This window comes from Pseudomonas sp. 6D_7.1_Bac1 (assembly GCF_025465945.1).
GTDB lineage: Bacteria > Pseudomonadota > Gammaproteobacteria > Pseudomonadales > Pseudomonadaceae > Aquipseudomonas.
In genome coordinates, this window is sequence record NZ_JANLNW010000028.1 from 68391 (window position 1) to 92302 (window position 23912).

The 23912-nt window shown below is 60.5% G+C and carries 20 protein-coding genes; 7 read left to right on the forward strand and 13 right to left on the reverse strand.

Annotated features, from left to right (window positions below):
• Positions 1-102 precede the first annotated feature (102 nt).
• Positions 103-1443, forward strand: coding sequence for a hemolysin family protein (locus NTD87_RS08090; protein ID WP_262113133.1), 1341 nt, complete (start codon positions 103-105; stop codon positions 1441-1443).
• A gap of 127 nt (positions 1444-1570) precedes the next feature.
• Here NTD87_RS08090 and NTD87_RS08095 read toward each other — a convergent pair whose 3' ends face one another.
• The 8 genes from NTD87_RS08095 to NTD87_RS08130 form a co-directional block, all read right to left on the reverse strand.
• Complete coding sequence (locus tag NTD87_RS08095; protein ID WP_262113134.1) at positions 1571-2467, reverse strand: peptidoglycan DD-metalloendopeptidase family protein; 897 nt, start codon at positions 2465-2467, stop codon at positions 1571-1573.
• Positions 2468-2676: 209 nt separating this feature from the next.
• Positions 2677-3618 (reverse strand): response regulator, encoded by a 942-nt coding sequence (locus NTD87_RS08100; protein ID WP_262113136.1) that lies wholly within the window; start codon positions 3616-3618, stop codon positions 2677-2679.
• Positions 3619-3782: 164 nt separating this feature from the next.
• Positions 3783-4544, reverse strand: coding sequence for a phosphate signaling complex protein PhoU (phoU, locus tag NTD87_RS08105; protein WP_123427460.1), 762 nt, complete (start codon positions 4542-4544; stop codon positions 3783-3785).
• 74 nt (positions 4545-4618) lie between these two features.
• Positions 4619-5452: a phosphate ABC transporter ATP-binding protein PstB gene (pstB, locus tag NTD87_RS08110; protein WP_019694309.1), complete on the reverse strand. Its 834-nt coding sequence runs from the start codon at positions 5450-5452 to the stop codon at positions 4619-4621.
• Between the two features lie 145 nt (positions 5453-5597).
• Complete coding sequence (gene pstA / locus NTD87_RS08115; RefSeq protein ID WP_262113139.1) at positions 5598-7268, reverse strand: phosphate ABC transporter permease PstA; 1671 nt, start codon at positions 7266-7268, stop codon at positions 5598-5600.
• A 15-nt stretch (positions 7269-7283) separates the two neighbouring features.
• Positions 7284-9317 (reverse strand): ABC transporter permease subunit, encoded by a 2034-nt coding sequence (locus tag NTD87_RS08120; protein ID WP_262113153.1) that lies wholly within the window; start codon positions 9315-9317, stop codon positions 7284-7286.
• Between the two features lie 450 nt (positions 9318-9767).
• Complete coding sequence (locus tag NTD87_RS08125) at positions 9768-10772, reverse strand: phosphate ABC transporter substrate-binding protein PstS (protein WP_262113140.1); 1005 nt, start codon at positions 10770-10772, stop codon at positions 9768-9770.
• A 165-nt stretch (positions 10773-10937) separates the two neighbouring features.
• Entirely contained in the window at positions 10938-12236 is a 1299-nt protein-coding gene (locus NTD87_RS08130; RefSeq protein WP_262113141.1) for an MFS transporter, read from the reverse strand.
• A gap of 363 nt (positions 12237-12599) precedes the next feature.
• Between NTD87_RS08130 and NTD87_RS08135 the strand changes: the two genes are divergently transcribed.
• Together NTD87_RS08135 and NTD87_RS08140 are read left to right on the forward strand one after the other, a co-directional pair.
• Positions 12600-13004 carry an acyl-CoA thioesterase gene (locus NTD87_RS08135; RefSeq protein WP_003177184.1) on the forward strand — a complete coding sequence of 135 codons (405 nt, stop codon included), beginning with the start codon at positions 12600-12602 and terminating at the stop codon, positions 13002-13004.
• Between the two features lie 89 nt (positions 13005-13093).
• Entirely contained in the window at positions 13094-13993 is a 900-nt protein-coding gene (locus tag NTD87_RS08140) for a D-hexose-6-phosphate mutarotase (RefSeq protein ID WP_262113143.1), read from the forward strand.
• Between the two features lie 120 nt (positions 13994-14113).
• Here NTD87_RS08140 and NTD87_RS08145 read toward each other — a convergent pair whose 3' ends face one another.
• From NTD87_RS08145 to NTD87_RS08165, 5 genes are all read right to left on the reverse strand, one after another.
• A complete protein-coding gene (locus NTD87_RS08145; protein WP_262113144.1) occupies positions 14114-14650 on the reverse strand; it encodes a DUF3299 domain-containing protein in 537 nt (178 codons plus the stop codon).
• Positions 14651-14737: 87 nt separating this feature from the next.
• Positions 14738-14983, reverse strand: coding sequence for a GlsB/YeaQ/YmgE family stress response membrane protein (locus NTD87_RS08150; RefSeq protein WP_262113145.1), 246 nt, complete (start codon positions 14981-14983; stop codon positions 14738-14740).
• Positions 14984-15089: 106 nt separating this feature from the next.
• A complete protein-coding gene (locus tag NTD87_RS08155; protein WP_262113146.1) occupies positions 15090-16172 on the reverse strand; it encodes a 5-(carboxyamino)imidazole ribonucleotide synthase in 1083 nt (360 codons plus the stop codon).
• Between the two features lie 11 nt (positions 16173-16183).
• Complete coding sequence (gene purE / locus NTD87_RS08160; protein WP_019694319.1) at positions 16184-16675, reverse strand: 5-(carboxyamino)imidazole ribonucleotide mutase; 492 nt, start codon at positions 16673-16675, stop codon at positions 16184-16186.
• A gap of 333 nt (positions 16676-17008) precedes the next feature.
• A complete protein-coding gene (locus tag NTD87_RS08165) occupies positions 17009-17917 on the reverse strand; it encodes a LysR substrate-binding domain-containing protein (RefSeq protein WP_262113147.1) in 909 nt (302 codons plus the stop codon).
• A gap of 180 nt (positions 17918-18097) precedes the next feature.
• On the opposite strand from NTD87_RS08165, the gene NTD87_RS08170 reads away from it, so the two are divergent.
• From NTD87_RS08170 to NTD87_RS08185, 4 genes are all read left to right on the forward strand, one after another.
• Positions 18098-19522 (forward strand): aspartate ammonia-lyase, encoded by a 1425-nt coding sequence (locus tag NTD87_RS08170; protein WP_262113148.1) that lies wholly within the window; start codon positions 18098-18100, stop codon positions 19520-19522.
• 519 nt (positions 19523-20041) lie between these two features.
• Positions 20042-21493 (forward strand): alanine/glycine:cation symporter family protein, encoded by a 1452-nt coding sequence (locus NTD87_RS08175; RefSeq protein ID WP_262113149.1) that lies wholly within the window; start codon positions 20042-20044, stop codon positions 21491-21493.
• 164 nt (positions 21494-21657) lie between these two features.
• Entirely contained in the window at positions 21658-22662 is a 1005-nt protein-coding gene (locus NTD87_RS08180) for an asparaginase (protein ID WP_262113150.1), read from the forward strand.
• Between the two features lie 163 nt (positions 22663-22825).
• Positions 22826-23824: an AraC family transcriptional regulator gene (locus NTD87_RS08185; protein ID WP_262113151.1), complete on the forward strand. Its 999-nt coding sequence runs from the start codon at positions 22826-22828 to the stop codon at positions 23822-23824.
• Positions 23825-23912: the final 88 nt, after the last annotated feature.

Genomic DNA, 23912 nt, shown 5'->3' on the forward strand with positions numbered 1-23912 from the left:
CAATCGCCCTGTCAGCCGCTACATTGGCTGACTTGGGCCTGCCTTTCAGGCTCAGCAATCCCCCCTTTCTTCTCGAACATACGGAACCCGCAAAACTCCATCATGGACCCTTCCCCTGGCTTGACCCTCGCTACACTCTTCGCCGATTTCGGCATGATTCTTTTTGCACTGATCCTGGTTTTGCTCAACGGTTTCTTCGTTGCGGCGGAATTTGCCATGGTCAAATTGCGCTCGACCCGAGTCGAGGCTATCGCCTATAAGCATGGCTGGCGCGGGCAGATCCTGCGCACCGTGCACAGCAAGCTCGACGCTTACCTGTCGGCCTGCCAATTGGGTATCACCCTCGCCTCCCTGGGCCTTGGCTGGGTCGGTGAGCCGGCGTTCGCGGTCATTCTCGAACCGCTGCTGAGCGCAGTCGGTGTCAGCTCCCCGGAAGTGATCAAAGGCGTGTCGTTCTTTACCGCCTTCTTCATCATTTCCTACCTGCACATCGTGGTCGGCGAGCTGGCGCCCAAATCCTGGGCCATCCGCAAACCCGAGCTGCTGTCGCTGTGGACGGCGGTGCCGCTGTACCTGTTCTACTGGGCGATGTACCCGGCCATTTACCTGCTCAACGCCAGCGCCAACACCATTCTGCGGATCGCCGGCCAAGGCGAACCCGGCCCGCATCACGAGCACCATTACAGCCGTGAAGAACTGAAACTGATCCTGCACTCCAGCCGTGGCCAGGACCCGAGCGACCAAGGTATGCGAGTACTCGCCTCGGCCGTGGAAATGGGCGAGCTGGAAGTGGTTGACTGGGCCAACTCCCGGGAAGACCTGGTGACGCTGGAGTTCAACGCGCCGCTCAAGGAAATCCTCGCGCTGTTCCGTCGTCACAAATTCAGCCGCTACCCGGTGTACGACAGCGACCGTCAGGAGTTCGTCGGCCTGCTGCACATCAAGGACCTGCTGCTGGAACTGGCAGCCCTGGACCACATTCCCGAGTCGTTCAACCTGGCCGAGCTGACGCGTCCACTGGAGCGGGTGTCGCGGCACATGCCGTTGTCGCGGTTGCTGGAGCAGTTCCGCAAGGGCGGTTCACACTTCGCCGTGGTGGAAGAGGCCGACGGCAACATCATCGGTTACCTGACCATGGAAGACGTGCTGGAAGTGCTGGTCGGCGACATCCAGGACGAACACCGCAAGGCCGAACGCGGGATCCTCGCTTACCAGCCGGGCAAGTTGCTGGTACGTGGCGACACGCCGCTGTTCAAGGTCGAACGCCTGCTGGGCATCGATCTGGACCACGTCGAAGCCGAAACCCTCGCCGGGCTGGTCTACGAAACCCTGAAACGGGTGCCGGAAGAAGAAGAAGTGCTGGAAGTCGAAGGTTTGCGGATCATCATCAAAAAGATGAAAGGCCCGAAAATCATCTTGGCCAAGGTGTTGATGCTCGACTAGTGCCCGACACCTGATCGGCGTCGACCTCATCGCGAGCAGGCTCGCTCCCACACTGATTCGGTGTCACTCCGGTTTCCCGGTAAAACACAAAGCCCCTGCTCGCGATAGCGCCAGCTCGGACAACACATTATTGTTTGCCGAGCGCAAAGTTCGGCAAACTGCCCACCGGCTGGTTGAACTGATACGGAATCGACACTAGCCCCAACCCGCTATTGCGCTGCACCACGAAGTGCAGGTGTGGCCCGCTGCTGTTGCCGGTATTGCCCGACAGCGCCAGCGCGCTACCGACCGCCACCCGCTGCCCCTCCCGAACACACACCGAACCGCGCTTAAGGTGCAGGTATACGCCCATGGTCCCGTCATCGTGCAACACCCGCACGAAATTGCCCGACGGGTCGGTACCGCGCCCGCTCTGGCCGTTCTCGGTCTTCACCACCACCCCGCCACGCGCCGCAATGATCGGTGTGCCTTCTGGCATGGCGATGTCCATCGCATAACGGTTCTTGACCCCAAAGTGGCTGTATTGGCCATTGGCGCCCTGCGTCAGGCGAAACGGCCCGCCACGCCACGGTAGCGGATACCGATAGGCCAGCGTGGTGTCTGTGGGGTCGCCCAGGGAATAGTTGAACGTCGGGGTATAGGCGAGCGGCTTGCCGGGCGCAATCGCCGTGAGCAACGCCAGACGCATAGTGCTGCGCGCCGGCAACACGCGGCGGATCGGTTGTTCCGGCGCGCCGCTGACGTTTTTCAGCCCAGCGAAACTCAGCTCGACCTCCACCGGCGCATACAGGTCGTTGCGCGCGAACACACTGTGCGTGTCCTTCTGCTTCTTGATCTCCAGATGAACCTGGCGCTCAAGGTGCTCGTCCATCCGGTCGCGGAACACAAATATCCGTGCGCCATGCGATGGGCGATCACTGTAGGAGACCACGCCAGTGGCGTTCGTGGACTTGTAAATAGTGATGGCCACGGCCGAGGTGGAGGCCAGGAAAAGACCACAGAAAAACAGCAATCGCACGAACATGGGCAAGGTTCTGTCGAGGGAGGCCTGGAAAACAGCCTAGCAGCTGGAACTGACCTGCGTAGTCGGCAGGTGTTTCAAGATGGGCAGTCAAGGAAGAGATGTGCAACATTCGCAAGCGCCATCGCGAGCAGGCTCGCTCCCACAGGGAACCGCATTCCAGTGTGGGAGCGAGCCTGCTCGCGATGGCGATCTAATCAGCGCTGCTGCGCTTACGCACCCGGCACGAAATGCTTCTGCGCCGTGCCACGGGCAATCAGGCGGGAGATGTAGTCGAGCTTTTGTGCGTCCTGGTCGACGAAGCGAAAGGTCAGTTGCAACCATTCGCTGTCGGGTTTCGGCTCAAAGGCAACGATGGCGTGCAGGTAGCCGTTCAGGCGTGCGACTTCGGCGTTGTCGCCTTGCTCCAGGTCGAGCACGGCGCTGTCGAGCACTTGCGGCAGGGTGTCGGTGCGTTTAACCACCAGCAACGCTTCCTTGATGCTCAAGGCTTTGATCACGCATTGCTGAGTGCCGCTGGGCAGGCGCAGTTGACCTTGGCCACGACCGCCGGTCGGGGCGGCAGCCGGAGCCTTGACCGGTGGGCTGTTGAGCAGACCGCGAGAGGGCGCTGCAGCCGGGGCAGGTGCGGCGGCGGCAGGCTTGGCGAACGGATTGACCGGCGCAGCAGGTGCGGCGACGGCCGCCTTGCCGCCCGTGAGCGCGCTAAGGGAATCGTTGCCGAACGCGGAGTTCATCTTGGTTGGCGCGCTGTTCATCAAGGTGTCGAGTTTGCCGACCTTGTTCAGCGCCTGCTTGACCTTGGTCAGCAACTGCTCGTTGGTGAAGGGTTTGCTGACATAGCCAGAAACGCCGGCCTGGATCGCCTGAACCACGTTCTCCTTGTCGCCACGACTGGTGACCATGACAAACGGCATAGCCTTGAGTTGGTCCTGTTCGCGGCACCAGGTCAGCAGTTCGAGGCCTGACATTTCCGGCATTTCCCAGTCGCACAGGACCAGGTCGAACGTTTCACGCGCCAGCATCGCCTGCGCCTTTTTGCCGTTGACCGCGTCTTCGATTCGAATGCCCGGGAAGTAGTTGCGCAGGCACTTCTTCACCAGGTCACGGATGAACGAAGCGTCATCGACCACCAACACACTGACCTTACTCATCAACCACCCCTTTAAAAAATCCCGGCAAGCATAACGCTTTGCTGATGGCACTTTGCCAAAACTCTTCAGTCACGCCGGACTTTTTTCGTTCGCGGGTGCTATGAATTCGAAAACCGCAAACAAAAACGCCCGGCCAAAAGGCCGGGCGCTTTACTTGGGCAATCTTACTTATCGTCAGCTTTGCCCGGAACATTAGCGCTTTCGGCACTTGTGCCTTCAACTTCTTCCTTCATGCGCTTGAGGCCCAAGTGACGGACATCGGTACCGCGCACCAGGTAAATCACCAGTTCGGAAATATTGCGCGCGTGGTCGCCGATCCGCTCCAGCGAACGCAGCACCCAGATGATGCTCAAGACCCGCGTGATAGAGCGCGGGTCTTCCATCATGTAGGTCGCCAGTTCACGCAGCGCGGTTTTGTATTCGCGGTCGATGGTCTTGTCGTACTGGGCCACCGACAACGCCAGGTCGGCGTCGAAGCGAGCGAAGGCATCCAGTGCATCGCGAACCATGTTGCGCACCTGGTCGCCGATGTGGCGGACCTCGACGTAGCCACGCGGGGCCTCGCCTTCTTCGCACAGCTGGATGGCGCGGCGGGCGATTTTGGTCGCTTCGTCGCCGATACGTTCCAGGTCGATGACCGACTTGGAGATGCTGATGATCAAACGCAAGTCGGACGCGGCCGGCTGACGACGGGCCAGAATGCGCAGGCATTCTTCGTCGATGTTGCGCTCCATCTGGTTGATCTGGTCGTCGATCTCGCGCACTTGCTGGGCCAGCCCCGAGTCCGCTTCGATCAGTGCAGTGACCGCGTCATTGACCTGCTTCTCGACCAACCCGCCCATGGCCAGGAGGTGGCTGCGCACTTCCTCAAGCTCGGCGTTGAACTGCTGGGAGATATGGTGGGTAAGGCCTTCTTTACTAATCATGTTGGCGTCCTTGGAGCGTCCGGTAAGGTGCGGTCTACCGCAGCGATGGTTAAGCGAGCAACGCTAGCGGCTTCCTAGCCATAACGACCGGTGATGTAGTCTTCGGTCTGCTTCTTCGCCGGATTGGTGAACAGGGTATCGGTGTCGCCGAATTCCACCAGTTTGCCCATGTACATGAACGCCGTGTAGTCGGAAACCCGCGCGGCCTGTTGCATGTTGTGGGTCACGATGACGATGGTGAACTTGGACTTCAGTTCATAGATCAGTTCTTCGACTTTCAGCGTCGAGATCGGATCGAGTGCCGAGCACGGCTCATCGAGCAGCAGCACTTCCGGCTCAACGGCGATGGTGCGCGCGATCACCAGACGTTGCTGTTGACCACCGGACAAGCCCAGTGCCGACTCGTGCAGACGGTCTTTCACTTCATCCCACAAGGCCGCGCCTTTCAACGCCCATTCGACGGCTTCGTCGAGCACGCGTTTTTTGTTGATGCCTTGAATACGCAGACCATAGACCACGTTTTCATAGATGGTTTTCGGGAACGGGTTCGGCTTCTGGAACACCATGCCCACGCGACGACGCAGTTCGGCCACGTCTTCGCCCTTGCGGTAGATGTTGTTGCCGTACAGGTTGATCTCGCCTTCGACACGGCAGCCGTCCACCAGATCGTTCATCCGGTTGAAGGTGCGCAGCAGCGTTGACTTGCCGCAGCCGGACGGACCAATGAACGCGGTCACGCGCTGCTTGGGAATGTTCATGCTGACGTCGTACAGCGCTTGTTTGTCGCCGTAGAACAGGCTCAGGCTCGGCACTTCGATGGCCACGGTTTCCTGTGCCAGGTTCAGGCTCTGTTTGTCGCGACCCAGGGCCGACATGTTGATGCCGTGGGTATGTGTTTCGTGCTGCATGGGAAACTCCCTGTGCTAACAAATTCGGTTCGGTTTTTGTGGGAGCGAGCCTGCTCGCGATGTAGGCGACGCGGTTTAAGTCTGAAACCGCAGTGATGCCATCGCGAGCAGGCTCGCTCCCACATAAAATCAGTGCTGCATGAAATCAGCTGTCCAGCGCTTTGTATTTCTCGCGCAGGTGGTTACGAATCCACACTGCCGACAGGTTGAGCGTGGCGATCACCAGCACCAGCAGCAGCGCCGTGGCGTAAACCAGTGGCCGCGCCGCTTCGACGTTCGGGCTCTGGAAGCCGACGTCATAAATATGGAAACCCAGGTGCATGATTTTCTGGTCAAGGTGCAGGTACGGGTAGTTGCCGTCCACTGGCAGCGATGGCGCCAGTTTCACCACGCCCACCAGCATCAGCGGTGCCACTTCACCGGCGGCGCGAGCCACGGCGAGGATCATCCCGGTCATCATCGCCGGGCTGGCCATCGGCAGCACGATCTTCCACAAGGTTTCAGCCTTGGTCGCGCCGAGGGCCAACGAGCCTTCACGCACGGTGCGAGGAATCCGCGCCAGACCTTCTTCAGTGGCCACGATCACTACTGGTACCGCCAGCAGCGCCAGGGTCAGGGATGCCCAGAGCAGGCCTGGCGTACCGAAAGTCGGCGCCGGCAAGGCTTCAGGGAAGAACAAACGGTCAACCGAGCCGCCGAGCACGTAAACGAAGAAGCCCAGGCCGAACACGCCATAAACGATCGCCGGAACGCCCGCCAGGTTGTTCACCGCGATACGGATCAACCGGGTCATCGGCCCCTGGCGCGCATATTCGCGCAGGTAAACCGCCGCCAGCACGCCGAACGGGGTAACGATCATCGCCATGATCAGGGTCATCATCACGGTGCCGAAGATCGCCGGGAAGATCCCGCCTTCGGTGTTGGCTTCACGCGGGTCGTCGCTCAGGAATTCCCAGACCTTGTTGAAGTAGAAACCCAACTTGGTCGCGTAGCCCATCGCGTTCGGCTGATAGGCGTGAACCACTTTGCCGATGCCGATTTCGACTTCTTTACCGTTGGCATCACGGGCGGTCAGGCTGTCGCGGTTGAACTGCGCGTGCAGGTCGCTCAGGCGGGCTTCGACGTCTTGATAACGGGCGTTCAGCTCAGCGCGCTCGGCGTCCATGTCGGCTTGCGCGGTCGCATCGAGTTTACCTTCCAGCTCCAGCTTGCGGCCGTGCAGACGAATACGCTCAAGGCCTGAGTTGATCGCGCCGATATCGGTTTTTTCGAGGTTCTTGAGTTGTGCCGCGAGCTTGTTGACGCGGTCGACCCGCGCTTGCAGCTCCGGCCAGGCCGCTTCGCCTTCAGCGATGACCTTGCCGTCCTGTTTGACGTTGAGCAGGTAACCATAAAAGTTACCCCACTCGCGACGCTCGATGGTCATCAGCTCCGGCGGATTGCTCTGGTTGGTCAGCCACTCGCCGACGATCCAGGTGAAGTCGTTGCCGTTGATGTCACGGTTGCCGACCTTGATCAGCTCGCGGGTCATGAACTCCGGGCCCTGATCCGGTACTGGCAAACCGGCGGTTTTCAGACGCTCACGCGGAACTTCTTCCTTCTGCACCACTTCGCCGATGACGACATGGTTGGCCTGGCCTGGCACGTCGTAACTGGCGTGCATCAAGTCTGCCGGCCAGAAGTGGCCCAGACCGCGCACCGCGATCACCGCCAGCAAACCGATGGTCATGATGACAGCGATGGACACCGCGCCACCGCTGATCCAGACGCCTGGGGCGCCGCTCTTGAACCATCCTTTCAGGGAGTTCTGTTTCACAGACTTCTACCTTTCTTAAAGCGACGAGTATTTCTTGCGCAGACGCTGACGGATCAGCTCCGCGAGGGTGTTCATGACGAAGGTGAACAACAGCAGCACCAGCGCCGAGAGGAACAGCACGCGGTAGTGGCTGCCGCCGACTTCCGACTCGGGCATTTCCACCGCGACGTTGGCGGCCAGAGTGCGCAGACCTTCGAACAGGTTCATTTCCATGACCGGCGTGTTACCGGTGGCCATCAACACGATCATGGTTTCCCCGACCGCACGGCCCATGCCGATCATCAGCGCCGAGAAGATGCCTGGGCTGGCGGTGAGGATCACCACGCGGGTCATGGTCTGCCACGGCGTGGCACCCAGGGCCAGGGAGCCCAGCGTCAGGCCGCGAGGCACGCTGAACACGGCGTCTTCGGCGATCGAGTAGATGTTCGGGATCACCGCAAAACCCATGGCCAGACCGACCACCAGTGCGTTGCGCTGGTCGTAGGTTATCCCTAAGTCATGGGAGATCCACATGCGCATGTCGCCGCCGAAGAACCAGGTCTCCATGTACGGACTCATGTACAGCGAGAGCCAGCCAACGAAAATGATCACCGGGATCAGGATCGCGCTTTCCCAGCCATCCGGCACTTTCAGGCGCAGCGACTCAGGCAGACGGCTGAAGGCGAAACCGGCGATCAGGATGCCGATCGGCACGAGCATCAGCAGGCTGAAAATCCCCGGCAAATGGCCTTCGACATAAGGCGCGAGGAACAGACCGGCGAAGAAACCGAGGATCACTGTCGGCATCGCTTCCATCAACTCGATTACCGGCTTGACCTTGCGGCGCATGCCCGGAGCCATGAAGTAAGCGGTGTAGATCGCAGCAGCGACAGCCAGCGGTGCGGCCAGCAGCATCGCGTAGAACGCGGCTTTGAGCGTACCGAAGGTCAGCGGCGAGAGGCTCAGCTTGGGTTCGAAGTCGGTGTTGGCGGCCGTCGATTGCCAGACGTACTTGGGTTCGTCGTAGTTTTCGTACCAGACCTTGCTCCACAACGCGCTCCACGAGACTTCCGGGTGCGGGTTGTCGAGCAGCAGCGGTTGCAGCTTGCCGCCCTGCTCCACGATGACGCGGTTGGCACGCGGCGACAGACCGAAAACGCCTGCGCCATCGACCACCTGGTCCACCAGCAAGGTGCGGTGAGCGGTGCTGTGGAACACGCCGAGCTTGCCGGAAGAGTCGAGGGCGATGAAGCCTTTGCGACGTTCTTCAGCGGTGATTTCAACGATAGGCGTGGTGCCCATCTGGAAAGTCCGGATCTGCTTCAGGCGTTGCTCGCCATCGGTATCGCGAGCCATGAACCACTGAGCCAGACCGCCCTTGGAGTTACCGATGATCAGCGAGATGCCGCCCACCAGCTGGGTGCTGGCAGTCACTTGGGATTCACCGTCCTCAAGCAGCTTGTAACGACCGTTGAGGCTCTTGTCGCGCAGGCTGAAGACGTCGGCCTGGGCGCGCCCGTTGACCACGTACAGCCACTGCTGACGCGGGTCGACGAAGATGTTCTTCACCGGTTCGGTCATTTGCGGCAGTTCGATACGCTTCTGCTCGTTGGTGACCTCACCGGTCATCATGTTTTCTTCGTGGGTCACTGCCAGCACATGCAGCTGCGCACCGGTGGAGCCGGCCAGCAGCAGGGTCGATTCGGTAGCATTGAGGCTGACGTGTTCCAGGGCACCGCCCTGCTCGTTCAATGCAATCGGCGTTTCGCCGTACGGGTACTCAATGGCCGGCGAGATGGTTTTCTTGCCTTCTGGATAACTGACTTTATAGGTATGACGGAATACCAATGCCTGGCCGTTGGACAAGCCCACAACAACCAGCGGGTGACCCGGCTGATCTTCACCAATCGACGTCACGCTGGTGCCGGCCGGGATCGGCAGGTCGACGCGGCGCAGTTCAGCCCCCGTGTCGATGTCGAAAAACAGCGCCTGGCCCTTGTCGGAAACCCGCATGGCGACCTGGTTCTGTTCTTCGAGGGAGATCATCAGCGGTTTGCCGGCGCCTTGCATCCAGGCCGGGGTGATTGCGTCCTTGGACGTCAGGCTGGCACCCTGAAACAGTGGCGCGACGACGTAACCAAGGAAGAAGAAGATCATCGTGATCGCGCCGAGGACGGCGAGGCCGCCGATGAAAACGTACCAGCGGGTCAGGCGATCTTTCAGCGCACGCATACGGCGCTTGCGTTGTAGCTCAGGCGTATTGAAGTCAATGCGCTTGGGGGGATTGGTAGTCATGTTGGAATTGGCCAGATCATTCATGCGCACACCCTAGCGATCCTGTATGACAGAAAGATGACAATGCAGTGACGCAGCAAAGCCGCCGCCCGTGTGAACTGGCAGCGGACTGGAAAATTAGAGGTGTGGGAGCGAGCGTGTCAGCATGGTATCCGACACTAGTGAAGGCCCCATCGCGAGCAAGCTCGCTCCCACAGGAGTCCGGGGTTACCCGGACTCAGGGTTTTACTTTTTTGCGACCTCAGCGCCGCCTTCCGTCAGACCCAGGTCAGCCAGTGCCTTGGCGGCAACTTTGGCTGGCAGTGGGATGTAACCGTCTTTCACGACAACTTCCTGGCCCTGCTTGGACAGAACCAGCTTCACGAACTCGGCTTCCAGCGGGGCCAGAGGCTTGTTCGGAGCTTTGTTGACGTAAACGTAGAGGAAACGCGACAGCGGGTATTTGCCGTTCAGAGCGTTTTCTTCGCTGTCTTCGATGAACTCGGTGCTGCCTTTCTTCGACAGAGCAACGGTTTTCACGCTGGCGGTCTTGTAGCCGATGCCCGAGTAACCGATACCGTTCAGCGAAGAGCTGATCGATTGCACGACCGAAGCCGAGCCTGGTTGTTCGTTGACGTTTGGCTTGTAGTCGCCTTTGCACAGGGCTTCTTCTTTGAAGTAGCCATAAGTGCCGGATACCGAGTTACGGCCGAACAGTTGAACCGGCTTGTTGGCCAGGTCGCCTTTCACGCCCAGGTCGGCCCAGGTTTTGACTTCTTCTTTAGCGCCGCACAGACGAGTCGAGGAGAAGATCGCGTCAACTTGTTCCATGGTCAGGTGCTGGATCGGGTTGTCCTTGTGCACGAACACAGCCAGGGCATCCACGGCAACCGGGATAGCGGTTGGCTTGTAGCCGTACTTCTGCTCGAAGGCAGCCAGTTCGGTGTCCTTCATCTTGCGGCTCATCGGGCCCAGGTTGGAGGTGCCTTCAGTCAACGCAGGTGGCGCAGTGGCGGAGCCAGCGGCCTGAATCTGGATGTTTACGTTCGGGTATTCTTTTTTGTAGTTCTCAGCCCACAGGGTCATGAGGTTGGCCAGGGTATCGGAACCGACGCTGGACAGGTTGCCCGACACACCGGTGGCCTTTACATAAGGCTTAATAGCCGGGTCAACACCAGCGGCGACCGCATTGGCAGTCGCAACGCCAGCAGCGACAAAAGTCATTGCTACCATCAAACGCTTCAGTTTCATGCCTTACTCCTAGCAAATAGGGTGTGTTAGTCGGGGCCAAGTATCGGCAGGCCGTATGAACACTCTATGGCTGAAATATGACAATTGGATGAATGGCCACCACCCAGAGGGCTCCCGCAACATCGTGTAACAGTTCATCGCCGGCAAGCCAGCGATGAGCGCTGATTAGCGCCCTTTCTTCCACAAGTAAGCACCCACCAGAATGCCGATGCTGCAGATGATCGCCACATAGTAGGCAGGCCCCATCGGGCTTTCCTTTAGCAGCAGGGTGACAACCATCGGGGTCAGGCCGCCGAAGATCGCGTAGGCCAGGTTGTAGGAGAACGACAGGCCGCTGAAGCGCACCACGGCCGGGAACGCCTTGACCATCACGAACGGCACCGCGCCAATGGTGCCGACGAACAGGCCGGTTAGCGCGTACAGGGGGAACAGCCAGTCGGGATGATTGAGCAGGCTGTGGTAGAAGGCCCAGGACGTCGCCAGCAGCGCCGCGCTGCCAAACACGAACACCCGACCCGCACCGAAGCGATCCGCCAGCGCACCTGAGGCCACGCAGCCCAGGCTCAGGCACACGATGGCCACGCTATTGGCTTGCAGCGCGGTAGTGGCCGAGAAGTGATAAATGGTTTGCAGCACGGTCGGGGTCATCAGAATGACCACGATGATCCCGGCCGACAGCAGCCAGGTCAGCAGCATAGAAATGGCGATGGCGCCGCGATGGTCACGCAGCACCGCACGCAGCGGCACTTCTTCGGCCAGCGCCTTGCGCAGTTGTAGCTCGGCGAATACCGGGGTTTCGTGCAGCCAACGGCGCAGGTAGACCGAGAACAGGCCAAACACACCGCCGAGCAGGAACGGAATCCGCCAGGCGTAATCGGCCACTTGTTCAGGGCTGTAAATACTGTTGATCGCGGTAGCGACCAGCGAGCCGAGCAGGATGCCGGCAGTCAGGCCAGACGTCAGCGTGCCGCAGGCGTAGCCGATGTGCCGCTGTGGCACGTGTTCGGAGACGAATACCCAGGCCCCCGGCACTTCACCGCCAATCGCCGCGCCCTGGATCACCCGCATCAGCAGCAACAGGATCGGCGCCCACATGCCGATCTGCGCGTAAGTCGGCAGCAAGCCCATGAGCAGCGTCGGTACGGCCATCATGAAAATGCTCAGGGTGAACATTTTCTTGCGCCCCAGCAGGTCACCGAAGTGCGCCATGACGATGCCGCCCAGTGGCCGTGCCAGGTAACCGGCGGCAAAGATGCCGAAGGTCTGCATCAGCCGCAACCACTCGGGCATGTCCGCCGGGAAGAACAACTTGCCAACGACCGTGGCGAAGAACACAAAAATGATGAAGTCGTAAAACTCCAGCGCACCGCCCAAAGCGGAAAGCGACAGCGTCTTGTAGTCGTTGCGGGTCAAGGGACGTGCAGGTTGCGCGGGTGTCGTTATGCTCGATGGCGCTGCGGTCATGGCAAGGGCTTCTCTTATAGTCAGGTCTGCAGCCTCAACAACGCTGGCAGGGGCTTGGGCAGGTTCGGCACGATAGCAAATTGTCCGAAAAAGCACATAGAGGTGCATATTTGACAGTCAAAATGAGAACCGGACGGTCGTCGTGCGGTCTACCGCTCGATATACTCGCAACCTGCAACACGCTGAAAGGGTTGCTGTGCGAAAACGTCGTTGGCTCCAATCAGCCGGTTTCGCAGAGTTTCCCTTTAGTACGCCTTACGAAAAACGCGACGAACGTAGTATGTTCGGGCTGAATCGTTTTTCCCAAGACGGCTATTCACCCGCTACACATTCCAAGAGTCACGGGTCAGAGGCACCCCCGGCATGATAGAGCTCGAACAAGAAGATCCTATTCCGCAAGGCGATCTGGCCCTGCAAATCACCGCGCTTCCCCGCGAAACCAACGGCTTTGGCGATATATTCGGCGGCTGGCTGGTGTCACAGATGGATTTGGCCGGCACGGCGATGGCCAGCAAAGTCGCGGGCGGGCGCGTAGCAACCGTGGCGATCGACCGGATGGCGTTCCTGGTACCGGTCGCGGTGGGCGCGCAACTGTCCTTCTATACCCAGGCGCTGGAAATCGGCCGCAGTTCGATTCAGATGATGGTCGAAGTCTGGAGCGACGATCCATTGTCCAGTGAATGGCGTAAAGTCACTGAAGCGGTGTTCGTGTTCGTCGCCATCGATGGCAGCGGCCGTACTCGTTCGGTTCCGCCTAGAGCTCGTTAAACCCAGAGCTCGTTATACCCGGGAAGCGTTAAACACGTCGGCCCTGTTGCGGTCCATTGCTGTCATTGATCCTGAACGAGATGTGCAACATGCCTACTCCCAACGTTGAAGCCGTGAAACTGGATGAACTGAACTGCTGGCGCATCCGCCACGGCCAGGCCGAATTGCTGGTGGCCCAGCAAGGTGCGCACATCCTCAGCTATCAACTGGCCGGGCAACCGCCGCTGATCTGGCTCAACGATGAGGCTGTGTTCAAAACCGGCAAAAACATCCGTGCAGGCGTTCCCGTGTGCTGGCCGTGGTTTGGCAATCTGGACCGCAACCCAGCGAGCGTTCAGGCAATGCGTGTCAGCGATCAATCTGCCACTGCCCATGGGCTGGTACGGGCGATGGACTGGGAGCTGGGCGCGATTGAAGCCGAAGGCGAAAGCCTGAAGGTCGAGTTTGTCCTGCCGCTACCGGAAGGCGGCCTACCCGGCTGGCCGCATCAGGTCGATTTGACGCTGAGCATTCATCTGAATGAGCAACTGCACATCAGCCTGACCAGCCACAATCGCGGCGCAGACAGCGTGAGCATCAGCCAGGCGCTGCACAGCTACTTCGCGGTCAGCGATATACGCAATGTGCACGTCGAAGGCCTGGACGGGCTGAACTACCTCGAAACCCTGGATAACTGGAAAACCGTCACTCAGACCGGCGATCTGCGTTTTACCGGTGAAACCGACCGGATCTACCTGAATACACCTGCACAATTGAACATCGTCGATCCTGACTGGGAACGCTCCATCGAACTGACCAGCCGAGGCTCACGCTCGACGGTGATCTGGAACCCGTGGATCGCGCGCGCGGCGCAGTTCAGCGACATGGCAGGCGATGGCTGGCAGCGCATGCTGTGCATCGAAACGGCCAACGTGATGGATGACGTGGTGAATCTGGCACCGGGTGCGAGTCATACCTTGGGTGTGAGTATCGCCAGCAAGCCGCTCTAAGCAACACCCTGAACCACTGTGGGAGCGAGCCTGCTCGCGATGGCGATGTAACAGCCAACATAGTGGTTGGGTGTTATGGCCTCATCGCGAGCAAGCTCGCTCCCACATTGATTGATGCCTTTATAGATCCGACTCTTTGACCGCCCGCACTTTCTCTGCATCCAGTGCATAGGCCGCGTCGGCCAGGTCGTTGTTGACCTTCTCGATCTTCAGCGTGCCGGTGACCCACAGCGGTGTGTAGATATCGTCCAGCTTCAACCCCTTCGGATAACGCACCAGTACCAACTGGTTAGGCGGTGGTGGCGGCACGTGGATGCAGGCCCCAGGGTAAGGCACCAGGAAGAACAGCGTGCTGCGACCTTTTTCGTCGGTTTCCAGCGGTACGGGGTAACCGCCGATGCGGATGTTCTTGTCGTTCATCGACGCCACGGTTTTGGTCGAATACATCACCGCCGGCAAGCCCTTGCTCTGCTTCAGGCCCCCCTTGTCGGTAAAGGTGCCATTGGCTTCAGGCGAGTTGTGGTCGATTTCAGGCATGGCCTCGAGGGCTTTCTGGTCCGACTTGGGCATCAGTTCGAGCCAGTCGGTTTCCGGCAGTTCGCCGGCATGGGCCAGGCCAGTGCCCAGCAATAGAAGAGTCAGCAGAAGACGGCGCATGAATATGCTCGGCAAAGGGAAGTCAGTAAATCGTCGAGCATTCTAGCCCTCTCTACGTGCGACGCAGAGAGGGCTTTGTCGCTTGAATCAGCTCTTTTTGATAAAGCCGTAGATCACCAGCAGAACGATCGCGCCCACCAGCGCACCGATGAAGCCAGCCGTTTGCCCTGGCTCATAGATATGGAGCGCCTGACCACCGTAGGTCGCGGCCAGCGAACCACCGATACCCAGCAGAATGGTCATGATCCAGCCCATGCTGTCGTCACCTGGCTTCAGGAAACGGGCCAGCAGACCAACGATCAAGCCGATAAAGATGGTTCCAATAATGTGCATGGCGTTTCCCTCTGAATGGAGTTGATATGCCAAAGCCTAGTCAGGCTTTGGCATCCTGCCATCAGAGAACGGCGGCGACCGAAGGTTCCGTCGCGGCCAGATGAAACTATTCGGCGATCAGTGCTTCGACCTTGAGAATCTGCCGCTCCAGCGTCGCCCTGTCAGCACAGCGCAGGTTGGCGTGACCGACCTTGCGACCGATCTTGAACGCCTTGCCATAGTGGTGCAGATGGCAATCAGCGATAGCGACAACCTTCTCCACCGGCGGTACTACGCCAATGAAGTTGAGCATCGCGCTCTCGCCGATCTTGGCGGTCGAACCCAGCGGCAGGCCGGCAACAGCGCGCAGGTGGTTTTCGAACTGGCTGCACTCGGCGCCTTCGGTGGTCCAGTGCCCGGAGTTGTGTACACGCGGGGCGATTTCGTTGGCCTTGAGGCCACCGTCGACTTCAAAGAACTCGAACGCCATCACGCCGACGTAGTCCAGTTGCTTGAGCACCCGGCTGGAGTAATCCTCGGCCAAGGCTTGCAGCGGGTGGTCGGTGCTGGCCACGGACAACTTGAGAATGCCGCTGTCGTGGGTGTTGTGGACCAGCGGATAGAACTTCGTTTCGCCATCGCGAGCGCGCACGGCGATCAGCGAAACTTCACCGGTGAACGACACGAAGCCTTCCAGCAAGCAGGCCACGCTGCCTAGCTCGGCGAAGGTGCCAGCCACATCAGCCGGGGTGCGCAGGACTTTCTGGCCCTTGCCGTCGTAACCCAGCGTGCGGGTTTTCAGCACGGCGGGCAGGCCGATGGTGGCAACTGCGACTTCCAGATCGGCTTGCGACTGGATATCGGCGAAGGCCGGGGTCGGAATACCCAGGTCCTTGAACATGCTCTTTTCGAACCAGCGATCGCGGGCGATGCGCAGCGCTTCGGCACTCGGATAAACCGGGACGAATTGCGACAGGAACGCCACGGTTTCGGCCGGGACGCTTTCGAACTCGAAGGTCACCAGGTCGACTTCATCGGCCAACTGACGCAAGTGATCCTGATCACCGTAATCGGCCCGCAGGTGTTCACCCAGCGCGGCTGCACAGGCATCCGGCGCCGGGTCCAGGAAAGCGAAGTTCATTCCCAGCGGCGTACCCGCCAGGGCCAACATGCGACCCAACTGGCCGCCACCGATTACACCGATCTTCATCGTCAACAACCTCAGGCGATGCGTGGGTCTGGATTGTCCAGGACGCTGTCTGTCTGCTCAGCACGGAAGGTTTTCAGCACCGCGTGAAATTGCGGGTGCTTGGCGCCCAGGATACTTGCCGACAGCAGCGCGGCGTTGATCGCGCCCGCCTTGCCGATGGCCAGGGTGGCAACCGGAATACCCGCGGGCATCTGCACGATCGACAGCAGCGAATCGACGCCCGAGAGCATCGACGACTGCACCGGAACGCCCAGCACCGGCAGGTGGGTCTTGGCCGCACACATGCCTGGCAAGTGGGCCGCACCACCGGCACCGGCGATGATCACCTCGATGCCTCGGGCCTCGGCCTCTTCGGCGTACTGGAACAGCAGGTCCGGGGTGCGGTGGGCAGAGACCACTTTCACCTCGTAAGGGATGCCGAGCTTTTCCAGCATATCGGCGGTGTGGCTAAGGGTGGACCAATCGGACTTGGAGCCCATGATCACGCCAACCAGTGCACTCATCGTCGTGCCTCTTCTCTCTGGGCGCCCGCAGGCGCGTCAAAAAACAACAAGCCACGCAAAATGCGTGGCTTGATTGTACGAATTATGGCCAGACAAGCCGGCCGAAGGCCGCGCAGTATACCTCAATGAAGCAGATAAACAGCCCCCTGAACGACCATCTGTCATATGCCGCAAAGTCCCGGTTTTATTGACTTTAAGGTCAGCCAAAACGCACCACAAATCCACCTGTGGGAGCGAGCCTGCTCGCGATGGCGTCGGCTCAGTCGACACTCGTGCTGAATGGTAGTCCGCTATCGCGAGCAGGCTCGCTCCCACAAGGGTTCTTCGGTGGGTTCAAGCGCCTTGTGCAGCGCCCCCCTCAAGCTTGCGCCACAACAACCGCACATTGGCCTTGCGCACCAGCGCGCAGCGGTACAGGCGAATCTCTAGCGGCACGTGCCATTGCGGGCCACCGCAAACCACCAGCTCACCGCGCGCCAGTTCGGCGCGCACGCTCAATTGCGGCACCCAGGCAATGCCCAGCCCTTCCAGCGCCATGCTTTTCAGGCTGTCGGCCATGGCGGTTTCATAAATGGTGGTGAAGCGCAGCGCACGCTGGCGCAGCAACATGTTTACCGAACGGCCGAGAAAAGCCCCGGCGCTATAGGCCAGCAGCGGCACGCTGGCCTCGCCTTCAAGGTCAAACAGCGGTTTGCCGTCGGCATCGGCCGCACAAACCGGGAGCATTTCGGTGTGGCCCAAATGCAGCGACGGAAAAATTTCCGGGTCCATTTGCATGGCGGCGTCCGGGTCGTAAAACGCCAGCATCAGATCGCAGCCGCCTTCGCGCAGGGCGTGCACGGCGTCGCCCACGTTGGTTGCTACGAGCCGCGTGGCGATGTTCAAGCCTTCGTTGCGCAGTTGCGCGATCCAGCGCGGGAAGAAGCCCAGGGCCAGGGAGTGAGCGGCAGCGACTTGCATCACTTCACCCTGCCCGCCTTCGAGGTGATGTAAATGCCGCAGCACTTCGCCGAGCTGCTCGACCACCGTGCGTGCGGTGACCAGAAACAACTGCCCCGCCGCTGTCAGTTCAATAGGCGTGCGTGAGCGGTTGACCAGTTGCAGGCCCAATGCGGCTTCCAGGCTGCGAATCCGCCGACTGAACGCCGGCTGAGTCACGAAGCGCCGTTCGGCGGCCTGCGAGAAGCTGCGGGTGGCGGCCAGGGCACTAAAGTCCTCAAGCCATTTGCTTTCCAGATTCATCACGTCCTCCCGGACACGCACCAATTTAGGTCACACGCTCGCCATGCACACGGCGTCACACGGGCATTATGCCGAATGTGCATAGGCCAGTGCTTAACAGCATTGGCCCAAAATTCTGCACAAGCCTAGCATTCGCAGCGTTCCGGCACAGACCGGGTCCATATCGAGATGATTTCTATCATGTCCTCCGCTGCATCATTCCGCACCGAAAAAGACCTGCTTGGCGTACTCGAAGTACCGGCTCAAGCGTATTACGGCATCCAGACCCTGCGAGCGGTGAACAACTTCCGTCTCTCCGGCGTTCCGATTTCGCATTACCCGAAGCTGGTTGTCGGTCTGGCGATGGTCAAACAGGCCGCTGCTGACGCCAACCGCGAGTTGGGTCACCTGAGCGAAGCCAAGCACGCTGCCATCAGCGAAGCCTGTGCACGACTGATCCGCGGCGATTTCCACGAAGAGTTCGTGGTGGACATGATTCAAGGCGGCGCCGGCACTTCAACCAACATGAATGCCAACGAAGTCATCGCCAACATCGCGCTGGAGGCCATGGGTCACAGCAAGGGCGAATACCAATACCTGCACCCCAACAACGACGTGAACATGGCGCAGTCGACCAACGACGCCTACCCGACGGCTATCCGCCTGGGTCTGCTGTTGGGTCACGACGCCCTGCTCGCCAGCCTCGACAGCCTGATCCAGTCGTTCGCGGCCAAAGGTGAAGAATTCAGCCACGTTCTGAAGATGGGTCGTACCCAGCTGCAAGACGCCGTGCCGATGACCCTTGGCCAGGAATTCCGCGCCTTCGCCACGACCCTGGGCGAAGACCTGGCACGCCTGAAAACACTGGCACCAGAACTGCTGACCGAAGTGAACCTGGGCGGCACCGCGATCGGTACCGGCATCAACGCCGACCCGCGTTACCAGCTCCTGGCCGTTCAGCGCCTGGCACTGATCAGCGGTCAGCCGCTGGTACCGGCTGCCGACCTGATCGAAGCCACCTCCGACATGGGCGCCTTCGTGCTGTTCTCCGGCATGCTCAAGCGCACCGCGGTCAAGCTGTCGAAGATCTGCAACGACCTGCGTCTGCTGTCCAGCGGACCACGCACCGGCATCAACGAAATCAACCTGCCAGCGCGTCAGCCAGGCAGCTCGATCATGCCAGGCAAGGTCAACCCGGTTATTCCGGAAGCCGTTAACCAGGTGGCGTTCCAGATCATCGGTAACGACCTGGCGCTGACCATCGCGGCCGAAGGCGGCCAGCTGCAACTGAACGTGATGGAGCCGCTGATCGCCTTCAAGATCTTCGACTCGATCCGCCTGCTGCAACGCGCCATGGACATGCTGCGCGAGCACTGCATCGTCGGCATCACCGCCAACGAAGCCCGCTGCCGTGAACTGGTCGAGCACTCGATCGGTCTGGTCACCGCGCTGAACCCGTACATCGGCTATGAAAACGCCACCCGCATCGCCCGTATCGCCCTTGAAAGCGGCCGTGGCGTGCTGGAACTGGTGCGCGAAGAAGGCTTGCTCGACGACGCCATGCTCGCCGACATCCTGCGCCCGGAAAACATGATTGCCCCGCGTCTGGTGCCTCTGAAGGCTTGACCAAACGCCGGCTCTTTCTCTTTTAACGAAGAGCACGAAGAGCCACGCTCACCAGGTCGAGGGACTAGACACCTCTCACCTTTTGAGGGCTTGGAGATTATTCTCCAGGCCCTTTTTTTTAACTCTTTGACCGGACAAACGTCTTCTGTGGGAGCGAGCCTGCTCGCGATGAACGATAACGCGGTGCCTCTGATGGACCGCAGTGCCTGCATCGCGAGCAGGCTCGCTCCCACATGAGCCTGACTCGAAAAAGTCAGGTGTTTCAAAGGCTTCGTTTCATCGTTCGCACCACAACCGTGCAGACGGGCGCCGCACTGATAGGTATAGTGCCGCCCCTCTTCGCATGAGCGGTCGTCGGTAACGAGGCCCAAACCCATGCGAAACCCGAACTAATAACAAACCCGCGATATGGACCCGGGACGAACTTCGCCCACCCGTTGTGCCGTGCGCAGACTGGTGTAACGCGATGTGTCGGACCGACCAGCATTTGCCTACACAAAAAACAGCGAGGAATACTCCATGCTCGAAGTCATTAACGACTTCCTCTCAGGGAAAGTACTGATCGTGCTCATTGTCGGGCTCGGTAGCTACTTCACGATCCGCTCGCGTTTCGTTCAGTTGCGTCACTTCTTCCACATGTTCTCGGTCTTCCGCGACAGCCTGCGCAGCAGCGCCGGTCAACTCAGCTCCTTCCAGGCACTGATGCTCAGCCTTGCCGGCCGTGTCGGCGCAGGCAACATCGCCGGTGTCGGTATCGCCGTGACCCTCGGCGGCCCGGGCGCGGTGTTCTGGATGTGGGTGACCGCACTGGTCGGCATGTCCAGCAGCTTCTTCGAGTGCTCCCTCGGCCAGCTCTACAAGCGCTGCGATTCCGAAGGCCAGTTCCGTGGCGGCCCGTCCTATTACATCCAGCACGGCCTGCAAAAACGCTGGCTGGGGATGATCATGGCGTTCCTGCTGCTGGTCACCTTCGGCTTCGCCTTCAACGGCCTGCAAGCTCACGCCGTGACCCACTCGCTGAACAACGCCTTCGGCCTTGACACCACCTACACCGGCCTCGGTCTGGCGGTGTTGCTGGGCCTGGTGTTCGTCGGCGGGATCAAGCGCATTGCGGCCATCGCTGACCTGCTGGTACCGGTCAAGACCCTGGTCTACATCGCGGTGACCCTCTATGTGATCGTGCTGCAATTCGATCACGTGCCAGGCATGCTGATGACCATCGTCAAAAGCGCCTTCGGTCTGGACCAGGCCTTCGGCGGCCTGATCGGCAGCGCCATCATCATGGGCGTGAAGCGTGGCGTGTTCGCCAACGAAGCGGGCCTTGGCAGTGCACCGAACGTGGCCGCTGTGGCCTCGGTCGAGCACCCGGTCGCACAAGGCGTGGTTCAGGCGTTCAGCGTGTTCCTCGACACCTTCGTGATCTGCACCTGCACCGCGCTGCTGATTCTGCTGTCGGGCTTCTACACCCCGGGCTTCGAAGGTGACGGCATCGCCCTGACCCAGAACTCCCTGGCCGCTGTAGTGGGCGATTGGGGCCGGATGTTCATCAGCGTCGCGCTGGCGTTGTTCGTATTCACCTCGATCCTCTACAACTACTACCTGGGCGAGAGCAACCTGCGCTTTTTGATCGGTGAAAACCGCAAGGCGCTGATGGGCTACCGCGCACTGGTGCTGGTGCTGATCTTCTGGGGCGCTATCGAGAACCTCAGCACGGTGTTCGCGTTCGCCGACATCACCATGACCATGCTTGCGTTCGTCAACCTGATCGCGCTGTTCCTGCTGTTCAAGGTCGGCATGCGCATCCTGCGTGACTACGATGACCAGCGCGCCGCCGGCATCAAGACGCCAGTGTTCGATTCCAGCAAATTCCCGGACCTGGACCTGGACCTCAACGCTTGGCCCGCGAATCCGCCAGCCGCCGCCCCAAAGGCCAAAGCTGAGCCTCAAGGCGTGACCGCAGCGCAACGCTGATCGGTAAACGACGGGCGCATCCCCTGCGCCCGTCAGCTAAAGTGAACTACTTGTGGGAGCGAGCCTGCTCGCGATAGCGGACTGACAGTCGACATAGCGGTGTCTGACATACCGCTATCGCGAGCAGGCTCGCTCCCACAGTCATCTCTTGCGGAGACCACCTGATGATTTCCAATTCCTACCCTGCCGCACAGCACGTCATGGTGCTCTACACCGGTGGCACTATCGGCATGCAAGCCAGCGCCAACGGCCTGGCCCCGGCGTCCGGCTTCGAAGCGCGGATGCGCGACTACCTGCACAGCCAACCTGAACTCGTCGTGCCGCAGTGGCGCTTTCGCGAAATGTCACCGCTGATCGACAGCGCCAACATGACCCCGGCCTACTGGCAGCGCCTGCGTGACGCGGTGATCGAAGCGGTCGAGGTCGACGGCTGCGACAGCGTGCTGATCCTGCACGGCACCGACACCCTGGCCTACAGCGCCGCCGCCATGTGTTTCCAGCTGCTGGGCCTGCACGCACGCGTGCTGTTCACCGGCTCCATGCTGCCGGCCGGCGTGCCTGACAGCGATGCCTGGGAAAACCTCAGTGGTGCGCTGGTCGCCCTCGGCCAGGGTCTGGCACCGGGCGTGCAGCTGTACTTCCACGGCGAACTGCTGGACCCGACCCGCTGCGCGAAAATCCGCAGCTTCGGCCGTCATCCGTTTGCCCGCCTGCAACGCCAGGGCGGCGGCATTAAAGTGCCTGCTCTACCGGCAGCGCTTGAGTACCGTCAGAGCAAGCAACTGGCCAAGGTTGGTGTGCTGCCACTGTTCCCCGGTATCGGCGCGGAACAACTCGATGGTGTGCTGAACAGCGGCGTCCAGGGTCTGGTACTCGAATGCTTCGGCAGCGGCACCGGGCCGAGTGACAACCCTGAGTTTCTCGCCAGCCTGAAGCGGGCGCGGGATCAGGGGATCGTGGTGGTCGCGATCACCCAGTGCCATGAAGGCGGGGTTGAGCTGGATGTCTACGAGGCCGGCAGCCGCTTGCGGGGTGTCGGGGTGTTGTCCGGTGGCGGCATGACCCGTGAAGCAGCGTTTGGCAAGTTGCACGCGCTGTTGGGTTCGGATCTGGAAACAGCAGAGGTTCGCCGGCTTGTAGAACTCGACCTTTGCGGCGAACTAAGCTGACACACCACAAATCCTGTGGGAGCGAGCCTGCTCGCGATAGCGGTCAACCATTCAACAGTGATGTTGACTGATACACCGTCATCGCGAGCAGGCTCGCTCCCACAGGTTTGTGGCTCGGCATATAACTTGCTCCTTTCCAGCCAACCCAACGCTGGAATCGCCCATGCTCCACTCCCACCTCACCACCCTCAACGCCGTTTCCCTGGTGCTCAATGCCTTCAAGGCCGATGGGCTTTCAAGTGAAGCGCTGCTTGCGGGAAGCGGCATCAGCGCGGCGGATTTGAGCCGGGCGGACACGCGAATCACCACCAACCAAGAGATGCAGGTCTGCGCCAATGCGGTCGCACTCAAGCGCGATCTCGGCCTGGAACTGGGTCGGAGCATGCACGTTTCGTCCTACGGCATTCTCGGTTATGCGCTGCTCACCAGTGCCACCTTCGGTGACGCTTTGCGTCTGGCGATTCGTTATCCGGCGCTGCTGGGAACACTTTTCGAGCTAAGCCTTGAAGACGACGGCGAGCGTATCTGGTTCGTTGCCGCCGATTACCGGGAGAGCCCGGCGCTGGCGGTGTTCAACGCCGAGTTCTGCCTGGTCTCGCTGAAGGTCATCTGCGACGACTTGCTGGGACATCCACTGCCACTGCTCGGTGCTCGTTTCGAACATTCGGCGCCGGATTATCAGGCCAGCTATGCGACGCACTTTGATTGCCCGATGCGCTTCGACTGCACCGATAACGCCTTCGCCTTTGACAAACACTGGCTCGACCAGCCCTTGCCGCTGGCCGACGTCATCACCCATCAGGCCATGGCCGAACGCTGTCGCAAGCAGAACACCGAGTTCACGGGACGCCAGGCGTGGCTGGGGCGCATCCGCCAACTGCTCAGCGCGCAGTTGAATGCGGCGCCGGGGCTTGAAGGATTGGCCGAACAGATGAATTGCTCTGCGCGGACGCTGCGTCGGCACCTCAAGGACCTGGGTTGCAGCTATCAGGAATTGCTCGACGAATTGCGCTTCGAGCAGGCCAAACAGATGCTCTATGAGGATCAGTTGCCGATCTACCGCATTGCCGAGGCGCTGGGCTTCAGCGAGACCGCCAGTTTCCGCCATGCCTTCGTGCGCTGGAGCGGGGTGGCGCCGAGTCAGTTCAGGCCACACGGATAACCCCTTGTGGGGGGGGGGGGGGGGGGGGGGGGGGGGGGGGGGGGGGGGGGGGCGCCCCCCCCCCCCCCCCGCCCCCCCCCCCCCCCCG

What these genes read in the sequence shown, in the direction of transcription:
- NTD87_RS08125 (WP_262113140.1), bottom strand. Translation starts at nt 10,772, where the DNA reads ATGAAACTGAAGCGTTTGATGGTAGCAATGACTTTTGTCGCTGCTGGC.
- NTD87_RS08155 (WP_262113146.1), bottom strand. Translation starts at nt 16,172, where the DNA reads ATGAAGATCGGTGTAATCGGTGGCGGCCAGTTGGGTCGCATGTTGGCC.
- pstB (WP_019694309.1), bottom strand. Translation starts at nt 5,452, where the DNA reads ATGCAGCACGAAACACATACCCACGGCATCAACATGTCGGCCCTGGGT.
- NTD87_RS08175 (WP_262113149.1), top strand. Translation starts at nt 20,042, where the DNA reads ATGCTCGAAGTCATTAACGACTTCCTCTCAGGGAAAGTACTGATCGTG.
- NTD87_RS08135 (WP_003177184.1), top strand. Translation starts at nt 12,600, where the DNA reads ATGATAGAGCTCGAACAAGAAGATCCTATTCCGCAAGGCGATCTGGCC.
- NTD87_RS08140 (WP_262113143.1), top strand. Translation starts at nt 13,094, where the DNA reads ATGCCTACTCCCAACGTTGAAGCCGTGAAACTGGATGAACTGAACTGC.
- purE (WP_019694319.1), bottom strand. Translation starts at nt 16,675, where the DNA reads ATGAGTGCACTGGTTGGCGTGATCATGGGCTCCAAGTCCGATTGGTCC.
- NTD87_RS08090 (WP_262113133.1), top strand. Translation starts at nt 103, where the DNA reads ATGGACCCTTCCCCTGGCTTGACCCTCGCTACACTCTTCGCCGATTTC.
- NTD87_RS08170 (WP_262113148.1), top strand. Translation starts at nt 18,098, where the DNA reads ATGTCCTCCGCTGCATCATTCCGCACCGAAAAAGACCTGCTTGGCGTA.
- NTD87_RS08120 (WP_262113153.1), bottom strand. Translation starts at nt 9,317, where the DNA reads ATGCAAGGCGCCGGCAAACCGCTGATGATCTCCCTCGAAGAACAGAAC.
- NTD87_RS08100 (WP_262113136.1), bottom strand. Translation starts at nt 3,618, where the DNA reads ATGAGTAAGGTCAGTGTGTTGGTGGTCGATGACGCTTCGTTCATCCGT.
- NTD87_RS08130 (WP_262113141.1), bottom strand. Translation starts at nt 12,236, where the DNA reads ATGACCGCAGCGCCATCGAGCATAACGACACCCGCGCAACCTGCACGT.
- NTD87_RS08180 (WP_262113150.1), top strand. Translation starts at nt 21,658, where the DNA reads ATGATTTCCAATTCCTACCCTGCCGCACAGCACGTCATGGTGCTCTAC.
- NTD87_RS08095 (WP_262113134.1), bottom strand. Translation starts at nt 2,467, where the DNA reads ATGTTCGTGCGATTGCTGTTTTTCTGTGGTCTTTTCCTGGCCTCCACC.
- NTD87_RS08185 (WP_262113151.1), top strand. Translation starts at nt 22,826, where the DNA reads ATGCTCCACTCCCACCTCACCACCCTCAACGCCGTTTCCCTGGTGCTC.
- NTD87_RS08150 (WP_262113145.1), bottom strand. Translation starts at nt 14,983, where the DNA reads ATGCACATTATTGGAACCATCTTTATCGGCTTGATCGTTGGTCTGCTG.
- NTD87_RS08145 (WP_262113144.1), bottom strand. Translation starts at nt 14,650, where the DNA reads ATGCGCCGTCTTCTGCTGACTCTTCTATTGCTGGGCACTGGCCTGGCC.
- phoU (WP_123427460.1), bottom strand. Translation starts at nt 4,544, where the DNA reads ATGATTAGTAAAGAAGGCCTTACCCACCATATCTCCCAGCAGTTCAAC.
- NTD87_RS08165 (WP_262113147.1), bottom strand. Translation starts at nt 17,917, where the DNA reads ATGAATCTGGAAAGCAAATGGCTTGAGGACTTTAGTGCCCTGGCCGCC.